Source organism: Leeuwenhoekiella sp. H156 (genome assembly GCF_052218455.1).
Classification (GTDB): Bacteria; Bacteroidota; Bacteroidia; order Flavobacteriales; family Flavobacteriaceae; genus Leeuwenhoekiella; species Leeuwenhoekiella parthenopeia.
The window spans coordinates 2496207-2511845 of the sequence record NZ_CP197499.1 but is presented as its reverse complement, the minus strand read 5'-3'; the positions used below and the strand labels follow the sequence as shown (position 1 = coordinate 2511845).

The window sequence follows — 15639 nt, the reverse complement described above, 5'->3', positions numbered from 1 at the left end:
CCTACTTTTCCAATTGTTGGTCTAACCAGCGTCCTGCTTTTTTATATATGCGTTTACCTTTATAAAGCAAGCCTTTTTTAGCATCGCTTTGACGATAGGCTTCCCCATACTTCCCATAACCGTAGCCATACTCATAGCCGTAGCCATAACCATAGCCCAGCTTGCTTCTCGCGCTAAAATAGTTGAGCACAAAACTGATGTTTTGAACTTCTTTCTTCTGATATTTATCATTTATCAGACGAAGCATTCCTTTTTTAGTATAGTGCTGTCTGACGATATATAGAGTCGCGTCTATATATTCGTCCAATTCTAAAGCATCAGAAACCAGACCTACCGGCGGAGTATCTAAAATGATATAATCGTAACGTTTTTTAAGCTCCTGCATAAACACATCCATCTGATCACTCATCAGCAATTCTGAAGGATTGGGAGGCACCGCCCCGGCAAGAATCACATCCAGATGCGGGACTTTTGTCTTTTGAATCACCTCATCCAGCTTGTTTTCCCCAATAAGGTAATTCACCACCCCATTTTCATTGGGCAAATTAAAATCCCCGAAGATTTTTGGTTTGCGAAGATCGAGCCCAACCAAAACCGTTTTGCGCTCACTTAAGGCGAATACACTGGCCAGATTGATACTGCAAAAGGTCTTTCCTTCACCGCTTACCGAAGAAGTAATACGCACCGTCTTAGCTCCCTGTATATTCTGCTTTCGATAGATGAACTGAAGACTGGATCTTAAGCCCCTAAAGGCTTCAGCAATTGCAGAACGCGGATCCTCGATAACCACCAAATTGCTATCGGAATTGCTTTTACCTATTGCTCCTAAAACCGGTATTCCCGATAAACGTTTAATTTCGTTGGGATTACTGATTTTGGTATCAAAGAAAAACAACAGAAAAACAAAGGTCAGGGGTACCACGGCACCTCCTACCACAGCCATCACATAACTCACCCCGTCATTGGCGCTAATTGCACCGCCGCCCGTATCCTTAGCCTCATCGATAATGATAATATCTGATACATTGGCTGCCTTTACAATCCCAGCCTGACTGCGCTTGTCGAGAAAAACCCCATACGCGCCCTCGGTCAGATTATACCGCCGCTGTATCCCAAACAACTGTTGCTGCTCAGCAGGCAGCTTGCGCATTTGTCCTTCGGTTCGGGCAATTTCATTACGCACATCACGCAGTTGGTTATTTATAATCTGCTGACTCGAAGCCATATTTTCAAACAACACCGCCTTTATGGCATTGATACGACGATCCAGATCCCTGAAAGCCGGGTTATTCGGTTTTGCCGTATAAGCTAAACGCCTGCGCTCTTCAGCCAGTTCAATAATACTTGAGACACTTTGTGTTACACTTCCTTCCCCAATCCCTGTTATGGAAGGTGCCGGAATATCGGTACCGTAATCTTCACGGGAACGCAAATAATTTTCCAGGTCCCGATAGTATTGTAAACGTTGCTCCAGATTCTGCTTTTGGGCGTCAAGCTCCGTTATTTTGGCAATGAGACTTTCTTCACTACTCCCAATGCCTACGCTGCTGTTTTCATCGCGAAATTGATTAAGCTCTTCCTGAACGCTTTTCATCTCAACCGATTTAATGGCAAGGCTGCTATCTATAAACTGAATGGTTTTGGTCGCAAAAAGATTCTTGCGCTCCAGTTGATTTTCGGCCAGAATACGTACCGATGAATTGAGGAAATCTACGAGTCGGGCTTTATTGCTACCGGTAAGGCTCAATGTCAAAATACTGGATCCGGAAGGTGTCTGGTCGATCCCGATGCCCCGATAGCGTCCTACCACACCGTCAAAACCATTAAAACGAATAAGATACTCCTTGCCTAATTGCGCAGGTATTCCGGAAGGTTTTAGCTTAAAATTAAAATAAGGCAAATCAACCGGGTCTCCCAGGGCAAAGCGTTCACTTACCGAAGCTGCCGGCAGCGGTAAATTAAAGCTTTCTTTAGTGTCATAATTTTGAGCCTGACCTGAGCCTCCGTTAAAATCGATATTCAGCGTATAGGTAGAATCGGTATCAAAAACCACTTTTACCATTTTGCTCAGCAGTTGGGGCCGTGCGGTATTGACATCTACTTCAAAGGGCGTTGAACCGTAAATATCTTCCAAATGGTATTTGCCCTGCTGCAGATAATCTACATAAAACTGAAGCTTTTCAACTACATCTTCATTATGACTGCGGGAACGCAACAGTATAATTGCGGTCTGCACCTTATCAGTCGTACCACCCCAATTGAAGGTGAGACTGGTATTTGATGTAAAAAACGGGTTTTGATCATCTTTCACCGTGATCATATTACTCATTCGATACACGGTTTGTCTGCGCACATTCTTGTAGTAGGCAATGTAATAGGCGATGCCTATGCACACCACAAATAGCGGCCACCAGCTAAGAACCTTGAGCAAAAAACCTCTAAAATCAAAGAAGTTTTGCAGGTCTTTTATTTCAAATTCATCTTCCATCTAGAGTCGGGTAACCAGAAGCACTGTGGTTACTGCCAGTGTAAATAAAGAAACAATTACATTTAAGTTTTGTAAGCCGGTCGTACCGATTCCCAGGGATTTCTGCGGAAGCGGATTAACCAGAATCAAATCGTTAGGCTGAATATAGTAATAAGGCGAATTGAGAGCGTCGATATTCGTTAGGTCTACGTGATGTATTTTCTTTCCGCCCGGATATTGTCTAATCACCAAAACATCGGTACGGTCACCATATTGGCTAATATCTCCACTATTTACAATAGCCTGAAGCAGTGTAAGTTCCTCAACCAGTTCCACTTTCGTACCGGGACCCCTTACTTCTCCGGCAATCGTATATTTAATTCCCGCCAACTTAACGGTTACGAATATGTTAGCCTCTTCCGTAAAATAATCTTCCAGCAATTTCTCTTCAATGATTTTTTGTATTTCTTCGGTTGTGTAACCCAAAACCGATACTTCACCAAGTGTTGGCAAACGTATTTTTCCGTGGCGATCCACTACAAAGCCGTCATAATAATAGCCCTCATCAAGTGAAGCACCTTCTCCTCCCGCAGAAGCAGGATTGAATAATGCAACAAGTTCCTGATCGAGCGCCTTTACCCGAATGCTCAGCACATCGTTTATCTGAACGTGATAGGGCCTCTGCTGCAGATTAACCTGAATAAGGCTATCCTGAGCAATTTGATTTTCCTGTAAATACTTGAGTTTTTTTGTAGGAATACATGATGTCAGGGACATCAGTATAAAAAGAATAAGCAATTTAGCCGCGATCGCAGCAGATTTTGAGCTTATAAATCGAGAGAGAATACCAAAGCTTCGCTGCCTTAAGTCCCATTTTTTGGATAAAGGGGGCGCATTTGTAAGAAATTTCATAGACGTTGGGATAGCAACTGAAACAAATATATAGCCTTAACATTAAATTAGGAAACCTGAGCGCAAAGAAGTATGTTAAAGTTACTTTTGTAGTAAATAAGAGGTCACTAGACGATTGAAAGGCCTTTTATCAATTGGCCACTTCACTAATGAATTTGATGCGGTAGAGACGCAGCTCATCCTCATCATAATCCCCGTCAAATTCAGCCAGAGCTTCTTCAATATTGTCAGTCTCTGCTTCCAGAAAGTATTCGTGCAATTCTTCCTGCTGATCCTCGTCGAGCAAATCTTCAATCCAATAGTCGATGTTAAGCTTGGTACCGCTGTAGACAATCACCTCCATTTCCTTGATAAAATCATTCATCTCCAAACCTTTTGCAGAGGCAATATCATCAAGAGGTAGTTTTCGGTCTACATTCTGAATGATGTATAATTTAAGCGCAGAGTTTGAGCCGGTTGACTTGACGACCAAATCATCGGGTTTAAGGATGTAGTTTTCATCAACATAGTTTTTGATGAGCTCAACAAATTCCTTTCCGTATTTTTTGGCTTTACCTTCTCCTACCCCAAAAATAGTTGACAGTTCGTCGATTGTAGTGGGGTATTTAATCGCCATATCATCCAGCGAGGGATCCTGAAAAACCACGTATGGCGGAACTCCCTTGCGCTTACCTACTTTTTTCCGCAAATCTTTCAGCATAGCCACCAGTTTGTCATCGGTGCCGCTTCCGGGACGAAGATTTGCATTTGGAGCCTCATCGGAATCGGTGTCGTACGAATGATCTTCAGTCATCATAAACGACATGGGCTTTTTGATAAATTTACGCCCGGCATCGGTGAGTTTAATCACACCGTAGGTTTCGATATCCTTTTTCAGATAGCCGGCAACCAAAACCTGACGAATTAATGCCTTCCAATAGGATGATTCCTTTTCTTTGCCGCTCCCAAAATAAGGCTCTTCATCGGTTTTATGTGAAGCAATAATAGCGTTTGACTTACCCACAAGCGTAAATACCAATTCCTTGGCCTTGTAAATAGCTCCAGTTTGCTCTACTACTTTTAGCAACTGCACCACCTCATCCTGAGCCTCGTGCTTTTTCTTGGGATTGCGCACATTATCATCCAGATCGCCACCTTCACCGGTTTCATTATCAAATTCTTCCCCAAAATAATGCAGAATAAATTTGCGCCGGGACATGGATGTTTCGGCATAAGCCACTACTTCCTGTAACAGCGCGTGACCTATTTCCTGTTCAGCAACAGGTTTACCGCTCATAAACTTTTCGAGCTTTTCAATGTCTTTATAGGAATAATACGCCAGGCAGTGCCCTTCACCACCATCCCTTCCGGCACGGCCGGTTTCCTGATAGTAACTCTCTATACTTTTGGGGATATCATGATGAATTACAAAACGCACATCGGGTTTATCGATACCCATACCAAATGCGATGGTTGCCACAACAACATCCACATCTTCCATCAAAAACATATCCTGATGTTTCACCCGGGTTTTTGCATCAAGCCCGGCGTGATAGGGCACAGCCGAAATTCCATTAACCTGTAAAACCTGTGCAAGCTCTTCAACCCGCTTACGGCTCAGACAGTAAATGATTCCGCTTTTACCCTGATTTTGCTTCACAAACCGAATGATGTCTGCATCGACGTTCTTGGTTTTAGGGCGTATTTCGTAATATAAATTGGGTCTGTTAAATGAGGCTTTAAAGGTGTTTGCATCAGAAATGCCCAGATTTTTGAGAATATCCTCCTGCACTTTAGGAGTGGCTGTCGCAGTAACCGCAATAATAGGAATGTTTTCGCCTATGCGTTTGATAATATGTCGCAGATTACGATACTCGGGCCTGAAATCATGCCCCCATTCACTGATACAATGCGCTTCATCAATAGCAACAAAACTGATTTTTTCCTGACGCAGAAAATCCACGTGCTCCTCTTTGGTTAAGGATTCGGGAGCTACATAGAGCAGCTTGGTGATGCCATTAGAAATATCTTCTTTCACCTGCTTGGTTTCACCCTTGGTCAAAGATGAATTTAAAACGTGCGCGATGCCATTCTCTTTTGAAATACCCCGTAACGCATCTACCTGATTTTTCATAAGGGCAATCAACGGGCTCACTACAATCGCGGTGCCTTCCTGTATAAGTGCAGGGAGTTGATAACAGAGTGATTTCCCACCTCCGGTGGGCATAATCACGAATGTATGCTTGCCGTTTACTATGCTTGTAATAACATCTTCCTGTAGTCCCTTAAATTTGCTGAAACCAAAATATTTCTTGAGGGCCGCGTGTAAGTCTATTTCGCCTGAATCCATTAATGCTTCTTCAATTTTGCATACATTTGTAACCTAAATATAGTAATTTCTACTCCACTAACAAACGGCTTAATCCCATTACTTTTGAATACCTACGAGCAGATTTTAAAAAATGCCAGAAGCACGGTTCATATTGAGCATCAAGCTGTAGCCTTACTTCTGGATCTCCTGGATGAGGATTTTGCCAAAGCCGTACTGGAAATATTTAACGCAAAAGGTCGTGTAATTATTACCGGAGTAGGCAAAAGTGCGATCATTGCGCAGAAAATTGTTGCCACTTTAAACTCCACCGGAACACCTGCAGTCTTTATGCATGCAGCCGACGCCATTCACGGCGATCTGGGAACAATACTCGACGAAGATCTGGTGCTTTGCCTTTCAAACAGCGGCAGCACACCCGAAATCAAGGTTTTAATTCCGCTTATCAGGAGTCGTAAAAACAAGGTCATCGCCATGACCTCTAATAAAGAATCCTTTCTCGCTAAAAATGCCGATGCGCTTATTTGGGCTTACGCCGAAAAGGAAGCCTGCCCGCATAACCTGGCACCTACTACCAGCACCACGGTGCAGCTCGTGCTGGGAGACGCACTGGCCTTAGCCCTTTTAGATTTACGCGGATTCTCCAAGGAAGATTTTGCCAAATACCATCCCGGTGGCGCTCTGGGCAAACGTATGTTTTTACGCGTAAGCGACCTTATAAGTCTACATGAAAAACCCGAAGTTTCTGAAGACACTCCCATTAAAGAGGTGATTGTTGAAATATCCCGAAAACGACTTGGGGTTACGGCGGTCACTCAAAACAGTAAAATCACCGGCATCATTACCGATGGAGACATCAGACGTATGCTGGAGAACAACGAGGTACTTACCGGTCTTACCGCAAAAAGTATTATGAGCAGCAATCCTAAAACCATACAAAGTGATGCGATGGCTACACGGGCGCTCGAGATACTTGAAACATTCAGCATCACGCAACTCCTGGCCGTAGATGAGCAAAATAATTATGCAGGAGTAGTACATTTGCACGATTTAATCAAAGAAGGTATCCTATAATGGCTAAACGAAAGCAGGCAAACCCCGATGAAATGTCTTTTTTAGACCATCTTGAAGAATTGAGATGGCATTTAATACGAGCCACTCTGGCAATTGTCATTGTAGGTACCGTCGCCTTTATTTTTAAGGATTTTATTTTTGACCAAATCATTTTTGCTCCCGCAAGACCCGATTTTATATCCTACGATTTGCTTTGTCAGATAGCTAATATTTTTGGTTCCGATAAAGGCTGTATAAACGAAATGGATTTTATCATTCAAAACCGAACCATGGGCGGGCAGTTTAATGCGGCTATATGGACTTCGATCATCGTGGGGCTCGTGGTTGCATTCCCCTACGTTATTTATGAATTTTGGCGTTTTATTTCGCCCGGCCTGTACGAGAAAGAACGCAAGAACTCCAGAGGTTTTATTATAATCTCGTCGTTATTGTTCTTTATGGGGGTGCTTTTTGGATATTATGTTATCGCGCCGCTTTCCATCAATTTCCTCGCGAATTTTACCGTAGGTGATATGGTAAAAAACGAGTTTGACATCAGCTCTTACATCGGGTTGGTGCGCTCGAGTGCGATTGCTGCAGGGTTGATTTTTGAATTACCCATCATTATTTATTTCTTCACGAAGATTGGTCTGGTTACGCCTCAATTTTTAAAAAAATACAGGAAATACGCATTGGTCATTGTACTTATTGTTGCTGCAATTATTACCCCTCCCGACATCTCTACCCAGGTAATCGTATCGATCCCGATATTGATTTTGTATGAAGTGAGTATACTTATTTCGGCTTTTGTGATGCGCAAAGAGTTGAAAGAACAAAATAAATTGAAAAAGAAACAAGCTTAATTTACCCCTAATATGTCTGAAACTAAAACCAATCCGGTAGCCGAATTCAACGCGTATCGTGCTAAAATGAACGATAAAATTCTGGCAGATAAAAACAAGGTTATCAACCGCATTTTTAATCTGGATACTAACGCTTACGCCCCGGGAGCCCTTGATGTTAAGACCAAAGAACTGCTGGGTCTAGTAGCTTCTGCAGTGTTGCGTTGCGACGATTGTGTACGTTATCATTTAGAAACCTGCTACAAAGAAGGAGTTACTAAAGAAGAAATGATGGAAACCCTAAGCATTGGCACCCTTATTGGGGGAACCATAGTGATCCCTCACTTGCGCCGGGCTTATGAATTTTGGGAGGCTTTGGAAGCAAATGCCGCGCAGGAATAATACGCAAAGCGAAAAGCTTACGTTTTAAATGAACCTATCAACTCTAAGAAGATGAAACTACGCGCAGAAAATTTAATGAAATCCTACAAAGGCCGGAAAGTCGTAAAAGACATCACGGTTGAAGTAGAGCAAGGCGAAATCGTAGGTTTGCTGGGCCCTAACGGAGCCGGTAAAACCACCTCTTTTTATATGATTGTAGGTTTGATAAAGCCAAACGGTGGTACTATTTATCTCGACAATAAAGACATTACCAAATACCCTATGTACAAGCGCGCCCAAAATGGCATTGGGTATCTCGCTCAGGAAGCATCGGTTTTTAGAAAACTGAGTATTGAAGAAAACATACTTAGCGTACTGCAGATGACCAAACTGAGCAAAAAGGAACAGCATGACAAGATGGAAGAACTCATCGATGAGTTTAGCCTGGGACACATACGTAAAAACCGCGGGGATTTACTTTCGGGTGGGGAGCGACGCCGTACCGAAATTGCCCGTGCACTGGCTACCAATCCTAATTTTATTCTGCTTGATGAACCTTTTGCCGGAGTTGACCCCGTAGCGGTTGAAGACATTCAGCGGATTGTGGCACAGCTTAAGCAGAAAAACATCGGTATTCTCATCACCGACCATAACGTACAGGAAACGCTTGCGATTACAGACCACACCTATCTGATGTTTGAAGGAAATATCCTAAAACACGGAGTGCCCGAAGAATTGGCAGCGGATGAAATGGTACGTAAAGTATATCTGGGTCAAAATTTTGAGCTGCGTAAAAAGAAATTGTTTCAGTAGACACTTACAAAACGTTCCAACACGCTTTTCATCTACCCGGATCTGTTTAGGAGTCTTCGGCAGTACTGGCATAACCGCCACACTATTCAAAAAGCTGTTGCTTTTTCATTGGATAAGTTAGGCTTACTCCACAATTGGTATTTAACCGTTATGTAATCGAATTTACAGGATGACAGAGCTGTTTGAGCATCCGACTTCTACAAAGCAAGATAAGACGGCTTATTGGGAAGCCTTGCTTATAAACCATTCTAAACCCTTAGTTTAGGTTTCAATTAGCCACCTTGACAATTGACCCGCTTTATTGTTAATGAAATCTTAATTTTCTGCATTTTAAAACACGTTTTCATACACTCTTCATACTCTATCCTAGGGGTTGAGTAGGCTTTGACTGGGAGTTGCCCTGCTTGAGGCTTGATTTGACCCGTCCTAAATTAGCTATACAGATTAGTAAATAAATCCTGTTATAGCTAAACAAGGCTGATTTTTAATCCTAAGTAAACTATACAGGCAGAACTTGAGGATTCAAATTTCTTTTCAAGATCCTCTATACTCCTTTAAACTCTATACGCTTATAGCGCTCAGGATAAGCCCAGTTGAACCCATACTGAGCCCACATTGAATCCACACTGAACCCACACTTTTCCACAGTTCCTGTGGTTGACTTCGGGATGATCGTGCTTTTGCAATGCTTTAGAATACGGGATAGAACAAATGGAACTCCGTATCTCGCTACTATCAATCCCTTCGCGTAAGGTTTCTAAGCTTTAGTCAGGAAACATGTTTAAAGGCTAATAGCGATTCTAGGATCTATATATTCGGGCTCTGGGATTTTCAAAGGTGAGTACTCCATTCTTCCAGCCCTTTAATGGTTTTACGACTTCGCGAATCGCATCTGCCCGGTTTTCAGCATCTACCAAAACAAAAGTAGCCGGACTGCCTTCAGCTATCTCATAAGGTACTTTTAAAATGGCTGCTGCATTTTTGGTAATCATGTCAAAAACAGCCTCCAAATGTTCCTGCTTTGAAAGCTGAACGACATTAGCATACAGATTTCCCATTCGGCATAAATCGGCATCGCCATAAGGCGTAAACGGATTTAAAATATTGTTGCTGGACAAGGAGGTTAAAATTCCGTGATCGCCAAGCTGATTGGCATTCGCAACTCCTCTCGGAATGAGTTTACCGGAATCCCTTCCGTTTAAAAACAAATCGGTAGCCGGGAGTACGGTTAATGCAATTTGGGCTTCAGCGAGTTTCTTAGCCATTTTTACAAAGTCTTTTTCTTCCATCGCAGCCAGTTTGGTGACGTGTCCTATGGATACTTTTCCCTGATACTTCCGCCTGAGGGTTTGTTTACACAAGTAGGGAATTGACGAACCTTCGGGATCCAGATCAAAATCCAGATGAAAATCTACCGGTACCCTGTACTTTTCGCCCAAATCAAAAATGAGATCGATATGCTTCTGAGGAGCTTCATCTTTATACGGACAGCCACCCACCCAGTCTGCACCCTGATCTAAAGCCGCCTCCAGAAATCCGTAGGTTTCCATTTCCTGAGTTAAACCTTCCTGTGCAAAAGCACAAATTTGCAGGTCGAGCGCGAATGCATAATCTTTCTTTAATCGCACCAAAGCTTCAAAAGAGCGCATTCCCGCACGCGGATCGACCTCCACAAAGCTGCGCATCACCTGAGTTCCGTTTTTAATGGCTTTCTCAATCACCCTGCTACCGCGGGCGTAAACATCTTCTTCAGTAAATTCCGTTTTCGCCTTACTCACTTCGTTTACGGCTTCTTCAAGGGTACCTTTTTCGATCGTACACCGATCTAAAATGCAGGCTTTATCCAGATGGATGTGCGATTCCACATAACCGGGAATCAGCAATCTGCCTTCGCAATCAATCTCCTTGTCTACCACCGAAAAATTACTCCTGATTTCAGACACCTTTCCGTCTTCAATTTTTAAAACGACCAGACCTTCGTGACCGCGTAATTGTACGTTCTTTAGCGAAAAATTATTCATAGTTGTTGACTTTCAACTAAAGTTAAAAGTTAACCGGCGGGGAGTCTGAAGCTTTTGGAAAAGTTTAGGAGAACAGGACTAATCTACTTTAGTTGCTGCCTCTTTCTGAGCCAGATCATAAAGCGTTTGAAGCTGCTCTTTTAAAATACGATCCGGAGACAATTCCGGCAGGTTACTCATAGCAAACCAACCTACCTCGCCGATATCAAAATTAGGATCGAAAGAACCTTCAATAATTTCGCATAGAAAACACAGCTTATACACGTAGTGGGTTTGGGGCGGATGCGGATACTCGCGTTTGTCAAGTACCGCCAGCAAGCGTTTCACTTCAGCCTTAAAACCGGTTTCCTCTTCGATTTCTTTAAGCACATTTTCCTTCGGCGTTAGGCCGATATCTGCCCAGCCACCGGGTAAGGTCCACTTACCGTCTACCGTTTCCTTTACCAGCAACACTTCGCTCTTTTCGTTTATGATCAAACCACGTACGTCGACTTTGGGTGTGGGATAATCCGCTTCCGGAAGGAAGAAATCGCTGAGTTGTTCAACCTTTACATCAGCCAAAATACTCATCATCTCAAGGGAAATCGCACGCAATTCCTCATAACGCTCGGCATCGTAGTTCTCTTTATTGAAAACCAAACCGGCTTCAGCAAGGGATTTTATTTTCTTGATCTGATTGAGAAGATTAGCCGAAATATCCATGAATGTAATTTAATCTTTAATGGTTTGCGAAGGTTTGATTTCTTCGGGAACATCTTCAGGCTTGATTCGTTTTTGAAGCAGTAAGATTTGACCCAAATGGCTTGACTGATGTTCCATCACGTGAAACCAGCCGTAAAAGTTAGTCATTCCCGCACCCGGGATTTCTTCCTCAAGCCATTTGTCATCCCGCTTAGCCAATTCTTCTTTGGTTTTAGCGCGCACCTCATCATACAAATTCAAATAATAGTCAACGTCATGACCTTTAAAGGATTCTCTTCCGTCATCACCCAGATTAAGCGCCGCACCCCAAATTTTTTCTTCTTCTTTATTAAAAAAACGTCCTTCAAAAGTCATTACCTGATATAATTTTTCGGCGGCAGCCAAATGCATAATCAGGGAGCCAATGCTGTTTGCCTTTTCGTCCATCAAATAATCGAGTTCATAAACCGAATGATTTCTAACCGAACCCTCTACCCGCTCTTTCATCGCGTCGAGCATACTCACTAAAATCCCCATTTGCGGGGTGTAACCTGCTTCTGCAACAATCTCCATAGGGCGGGGCGGCGTTGCTCCCCGACCTTTGATCAGAATCGCAAGTGAACCATCTGCAGTATCCTGAGTAAGCTGCGGATCGTATTCCTTAATTTTTAATTGCTGCCCTTCAGCAATACCACTACTCCAACCCAGCAACGGATTTTCAGCGGTACTTTGTTCAAAAGAAGCATTTTGAATAGGGGCTTCTTTAAAATCTCCATTCTCATCAGCAATCAGGAGCTTGAGATCATCAAAATAGAAATCGCCATTCTGCATACACAGACCGCCAATATTCAAAGTCCTGGCCTCCTGATCGAAGATTCCTTCGATAGTGTAGGTTTCCCAGGTATCTGAAGTAACCGGTCGATCCATCATATTGTCAAAAAAGCCGGTTTCTTTATTCTTGTTATCTACCCGCGCCCAGAGTCCCGCTACCCCTTTGGGATCATCTGAAACCACTTTAATTTTTCCGACAAGCTTAAACCTGACTTCGGTTGCGGTTTGTACTTCGATAGACTGCGTAAAAGACGTCCAGCTTCTGGAAATGGTTTTTTGAGCATTTAGGCCGATCGAACAGCAGGTAAGAATTAAAACGAGTAATGAGGTAGTTTTGAATTGCATCTTTTGATTGATTTGATTTCTTAAAAGACCTGAATTCATAGCAAACGTTACAAAACTAATTTTTTAAGCCCGGGCTCTTGTAACCAATGAAAGTAAAACGTAGAGCAAAATGATAAGCGGTATTGCCAAAAAGGTGAGCCAAAACAACAGAATGATCGCGATGGCCAGAAACCCGTAGCGTACTTTATTTTCGGCCATCCCCCAGCTTTTGAACTTGAGGGCGAAAAGCGGAATTTCAGCATTCAGCATATAGCAACTCAGGGCGGTAAGCGCAAGTAAAAACCAGGTATTGGTGATCAGGGTTTCGGCAAGTGCGTAATCCTGAAACTGAACAATGAGCGGCAAACTGGTGATGAGCAGGGCATTTGCAGGCGTAGGCAAACCGATGAACGAAGTTGTTTGGCGGGTATCAATATTGAATTTCGCAAGGCGAAAAGCCGAAGCCAGGGTAATCGCAAAACCCAAAAACGGAATTATCGAAATACTGTCCCAGGTCATTCCGGCTTCTACCCAGCGCTCGCCGGTGTTCCAATGTTCCAGCTTGTGCAGCATTTGAAACATCACCATACCCGGCACCACACCGCTGGTCACCACATCGGCAAGCGAATCGAGCTGCAAACCCAGTTCGCCTTCCACCTTAAACATACGGGCAAAAAACCCATCGAAGAAATCAAAAAATATTCCCGCGACGACGGCATAAGCCGCATAATCCAGCTTACCGGTAGCAGCGAAAAAAACACCAAGCATCCCGCAAAACAGGTTGGCCATGGTAAACGCATTGGGAATGTATTTTTTGATTGTCATCACACGAGTTTTGGTTAGTTGTACTATAGTAAGACGGGTTTCCACTAAAACAAAGGTTTTGGTTTGAAGAAATCCCGCTTACCGGGTAAAAATAGCTAAATTCTTTTTGGAGCCTTTACCAATTAAGAAGACCCTAACGAAATGGCTACTGAAACAACAGCCATTTTGCAACTGCCTCATACTTAATCGCAAAAAATAAAGTTTAAATTGTCACGGGGTTTACCCAAATTTGCCCAAAATCTGTTCTGAGGTTGAAAAAAGTAGTATTTATCGTATGGAGTCTGTTTGTAGTCACAGCACTGGAGGCTCAGGCGGTACGCAAATACTCCAACGAATTTCTAATTATCGGTGTTGATGCCGCGTCTCTGGCAATGGGTAACGCCGTGGTGGCAAGCTCTAAAGATGTAAACAGCGGCTACTGGAATCCCGCCGGACTTGTGCATCTTGAAGATAACCAACTCGCCCTAATGCACGCCAGTTATTTTGCCAATATTGCGTTGTATGATTATGCCGCTTTCGCGAAAAAACTCGATGACCGCAGCGCGCTGGGCATTTCGCTGATACGCTTCGGGGTAGATGACATTCTAAACACCACCCAACTTATTGACGCCAACGGAAACATAGACTACAACCGCATCAGCCTGTTTTCTACCGCTGATTATGCACTTACCGCATCTTACGCGCGGGAGTTACCCGTGCAGGGGTTGAATCTGGGGGCGAATGCTAAGGTCGTGCGCCGCATTATTGGGGATTTTGCATCCAGCTGGGGTTTTGGTCTCGACTTTGGATTGCAGTATTCGAGCGGGGATTGGGATTTTGGGCTTATGGCCCGTGATATTACCACCACCGTCAATACCTGGGCCATTGATGAAGAACGATTTGCGACCATTCGCGATGCGGTTGAGGGTCAAAATCAGGAATTACCTGAAACCCTGGAAGTCACCATCCCAAAACTCCAGATGGGAATCGCGCGCAGTTGGCTCATTCGTTATGATTATTCGATCAAGGCGGAAGTAGATCTGCTGATGCGCTTTACGCAAACCAATGACATCATCTCCAGTCCAGGACTTAGCGCCTCTCCGGCAGCAGGTTTTGAAGTGGGGTACACCGGAATTGTTTTCCTACGCGCAGGGATCGGCAATTTTCAGGATATCACCCAGCTTGACGGAAGCACACGCCTTGGTTTTCAACCCAATATTGGTGTAGGATTTCAGTATAAAGGTATTCACATTGATTACGCCCTTACCGATATCGGCGATCAAAGCGCAGCCGTGTATTCCAATATTTTCTCCTTAAAGCTCGATTGGGAATTGTTTCGGTAGCTTCGATACGATTTTGATGGATTTTCAATCCATCAAAATCACTCAGCTACCTTTAATTTAAAATTCAAGGTTTGAAATTCAAAGCAAACGTATTTTTAACCCGAAAAGAGCGTAAATCGCATTGTAGACAACGAAAACTAAAGCCTCCCTTTGAAGGGAGGTTGGTGAGATATTTTTAGAGCTATTATTATTTAAAATTCAAGGTTTGAAATTCAAAGCAAACGTATTTCTAACCCGAAAAGAGCGTAAATCGCATTGTAGACAACGAAAACTAAAGCCTCCTTTTGAAGAGAGGTTGGTGAGATATTTTCAGAGTTATTTTGATTTAAAATTCAAGGTTTGAAATTCAAAGCAAACGTATTTCTAACCCGAAAAGAGCGTAAATCGTATTGTAGACAACGAAAACTAAAGCCTCCTTTAGAAGAGAGGTTGGTGAGATATTTTCAGAGTTATTTTGATTTAAAATTCAAGGTTTGAAATTCAAAGCAAACGTATTTTTAACCCGAAAAGAGCGCAAATCGCATTGTAGACAACGAAAACTAAAGCCTGCCTTTGAAGGGAGGTTGGTGAGATATTTTCAGAGTTATTTTGATTTAAAATTCAAGGTTTGAAATTCAAAGCAAACGTATTTTTAACCCGAAAAGAGCGTAAATCGTATTGTAGACAACGAAAACGAAAGCCTGCCTTTGAAGAGAGGTTGGAGGGATGTTTTCAGAGTTATTTTGATTCAAAATTCAAGGTTTGAAATTCAAAGCAAACGTATTTCTAACCCGAAAAGAGCGTAAATCGTATTGTAGACAACGAAAACTAAAGCCTCCTTTTGAAGAGAGGTTGGTGAGATATTTTCAGAGTTATTTTG

At 42.9% G+C, this 15639-nt stretch carries 12 protein-coding genes; 5 read left to right on the top strand and 7 right to left on the bottom strand.

From position 1 onward, the window contains the following. Nucleotide 1 precedes the first annotated feature (1 nt). The 3 genes from ACSSS3_RS10970 to recQ all read right to left on the bottom strand — a co-directional run bounded on the left by ACSSS3_RS10970 (nucleotide 2) and on the right by recQ (nucleotide 5708). Nucleotides 2–2488, bottom strand: a complete 2487-nt coding sequence (locus tag ACSSS3_RS10970) for a polysaccharide biosynthesis tyrosine autokinase (RefSeq protein ID WP_442844648.1) — start codon at nucleotides 2486–2488, stop codon at nucleotides 2–4. Then, complete coding sequence (locus ACSSS3_RS10965) at nucleotides 2489–3379, bottom strand: polysaccharide biosynthesis/export family protein (protein WP_442844647.1); 891 nt, start codon at nucleotides 3377–3379, stop codon at nucleotides 2489–2491. 130 nt (nucleotides 3380–3509) lie between these two features. Continuing rightward, a complete protein-coding gene (gene recQ, locus ACSSS3_RS10960; RefSeq protein ID WP_442844646.1) occupies nucleotides 3510–5708 on the bottom strand; it encodes a DNA helicase RecQ in 2199 nt (732 codons plus the stop codon). An 84-nt stretch (nucleotides 5709–5792) separates the two neighbouring features. Here recQ and ACSSS3_RS10955 point away from each other — a divergent pair, with 84 nt between their 5' ends. From ACSSS3_RS10955 to lptB, 4 genes are read left to right on the top strand one after another with little or no spacing between them, the layout of a single operon-like run. Beyond that, nucleotides 5793–6761, top strand: coding sequence for a KpsF/GutQ family sugar-phosphate isomerase (locus tag ACSSS3_RS10955; protein ID WP_228231725.1), 969 nt, complete (start codon nucleotides 5793–5795; stop codon nucleotides 6759–6761). Next, the gene (tatC, locus tag ACSSS3_RS10950) at nucleotides 6761–7603 is read left to right on the top strand and encodes a twin-arginine translocase subunit TatC (RefSeq protein WP_442844645.1); all 843 of its coding nucleotides are present in this window, start codon (nucleotides 6761–6763) and stop codon (nucleotides 7601–7603) included. Before ACSSS3_RS10955 ends, tatC begins: the two co-directional genes overlap by 1 nt. 12 nt (nucleotides 7604–7615) lie before the next feature. Beyond that, complete coding sequence (locus tag ACSSS3_RS10945; protein WP_228231727.1) at nucleotides 7616–7984, top strand: carboxymuconolactone decarboxylase family protein; 369 nt, start codon at nucleotides 7616–7618, stop codon at nucleotides 7982–7984. Between the two features lie 51 nt (nucleotides 7985–8035). After that, complete coding sequence (gene lptB, locus ACSSS3_RS10940; RefSeq protein WP_228231728.1) at nucleotides 8036–8776, top strand: LPS export ABC transporter ATP-binding protein; 741 nt, start codon at nucleotides 8036–8038, stop codon at nucleotides 8774–8776. Nucleotides 8777–9576: 800 nt separating this feature from the next. Here the strand turns inward: lptB and ACSSS3_RS10935 are convergent. The 4 genes from ACSSS3_RS10935 to ACSSS3_RS10920 all read right to left on the bottom strand — a co-directional run bounded on the left by ACSSS3_RS10935 (nucleotide 9577) and on the right by ACSSS3_RS10920 (nucleotide 13458). Continuing rightward, nucleotides 9577–10797, bottom strand: coding sequence for an amidohydrolase family protein (locus ACSSS3_RS10935; RefSeq protein WP_442844644.1), 1221 nt, complete (start codon nucleotides 10795–10797; stop codon nucleotides 9577–9579). Between the two features lie 78 nt (nucleotides 10798–10875). Then, a complete protein-coding gene (locus tag ACSSS3_RS10930) occupies nucleotides 10876–11499 on the bottom strand; it encodes an NUDIX hydrolase (RefSeq protein ID WP_442844643.1) in 624 nt (207 codons plus the stop codon). Between the two features lie 9 nt (nucleotides 11500–11508). Then, on the bottom strand, nucleotides 11509–12654 hold the full coding sequence (locus ACSSS3_RS10925) for a DinB family protein (RefSeq protein ID WP_442844642.1): 1146 nt from the start codon (nucleotides 12652–12654) through the stop codon (nucleotides 11509–11511). A gap of 63 nt (nucleotides 12655–12717) precedes the next feature. After that, nucleotides 12718–13458 carry a CDP-alcohol phosphatidyltransferase family protein gene (locus ACSSS3_RS10920; RefSeq protein ID WP_442844641.1) on the bottom strand — a complete coding sequence of 247 codons (741 nt, stop codon included), beginning with the start codon at nucleotides 13456–13458 and terminating at the stop codon, nucleotides 12718–12720. Nucleotides 13459–13709: 251 nt separating this feature from the next. On the opposite strand from ACSSS3_RS10920, the gene ACSSS3_RS10915 reads away from it, so the two are divergent. Continuing rightward, complete coding sequence (locus ACSSS3_RS10915; protein ID WP_442844640.1) at nucleotides 13710–14780, top strand: PorV/PorQ family protein; 1071 nt, start codon at nucleotides 13710–13712, stop codon at nucleotides 14778–14780. Nucleotides 14781–15639 lie beyond the last annotated feature (859 nt).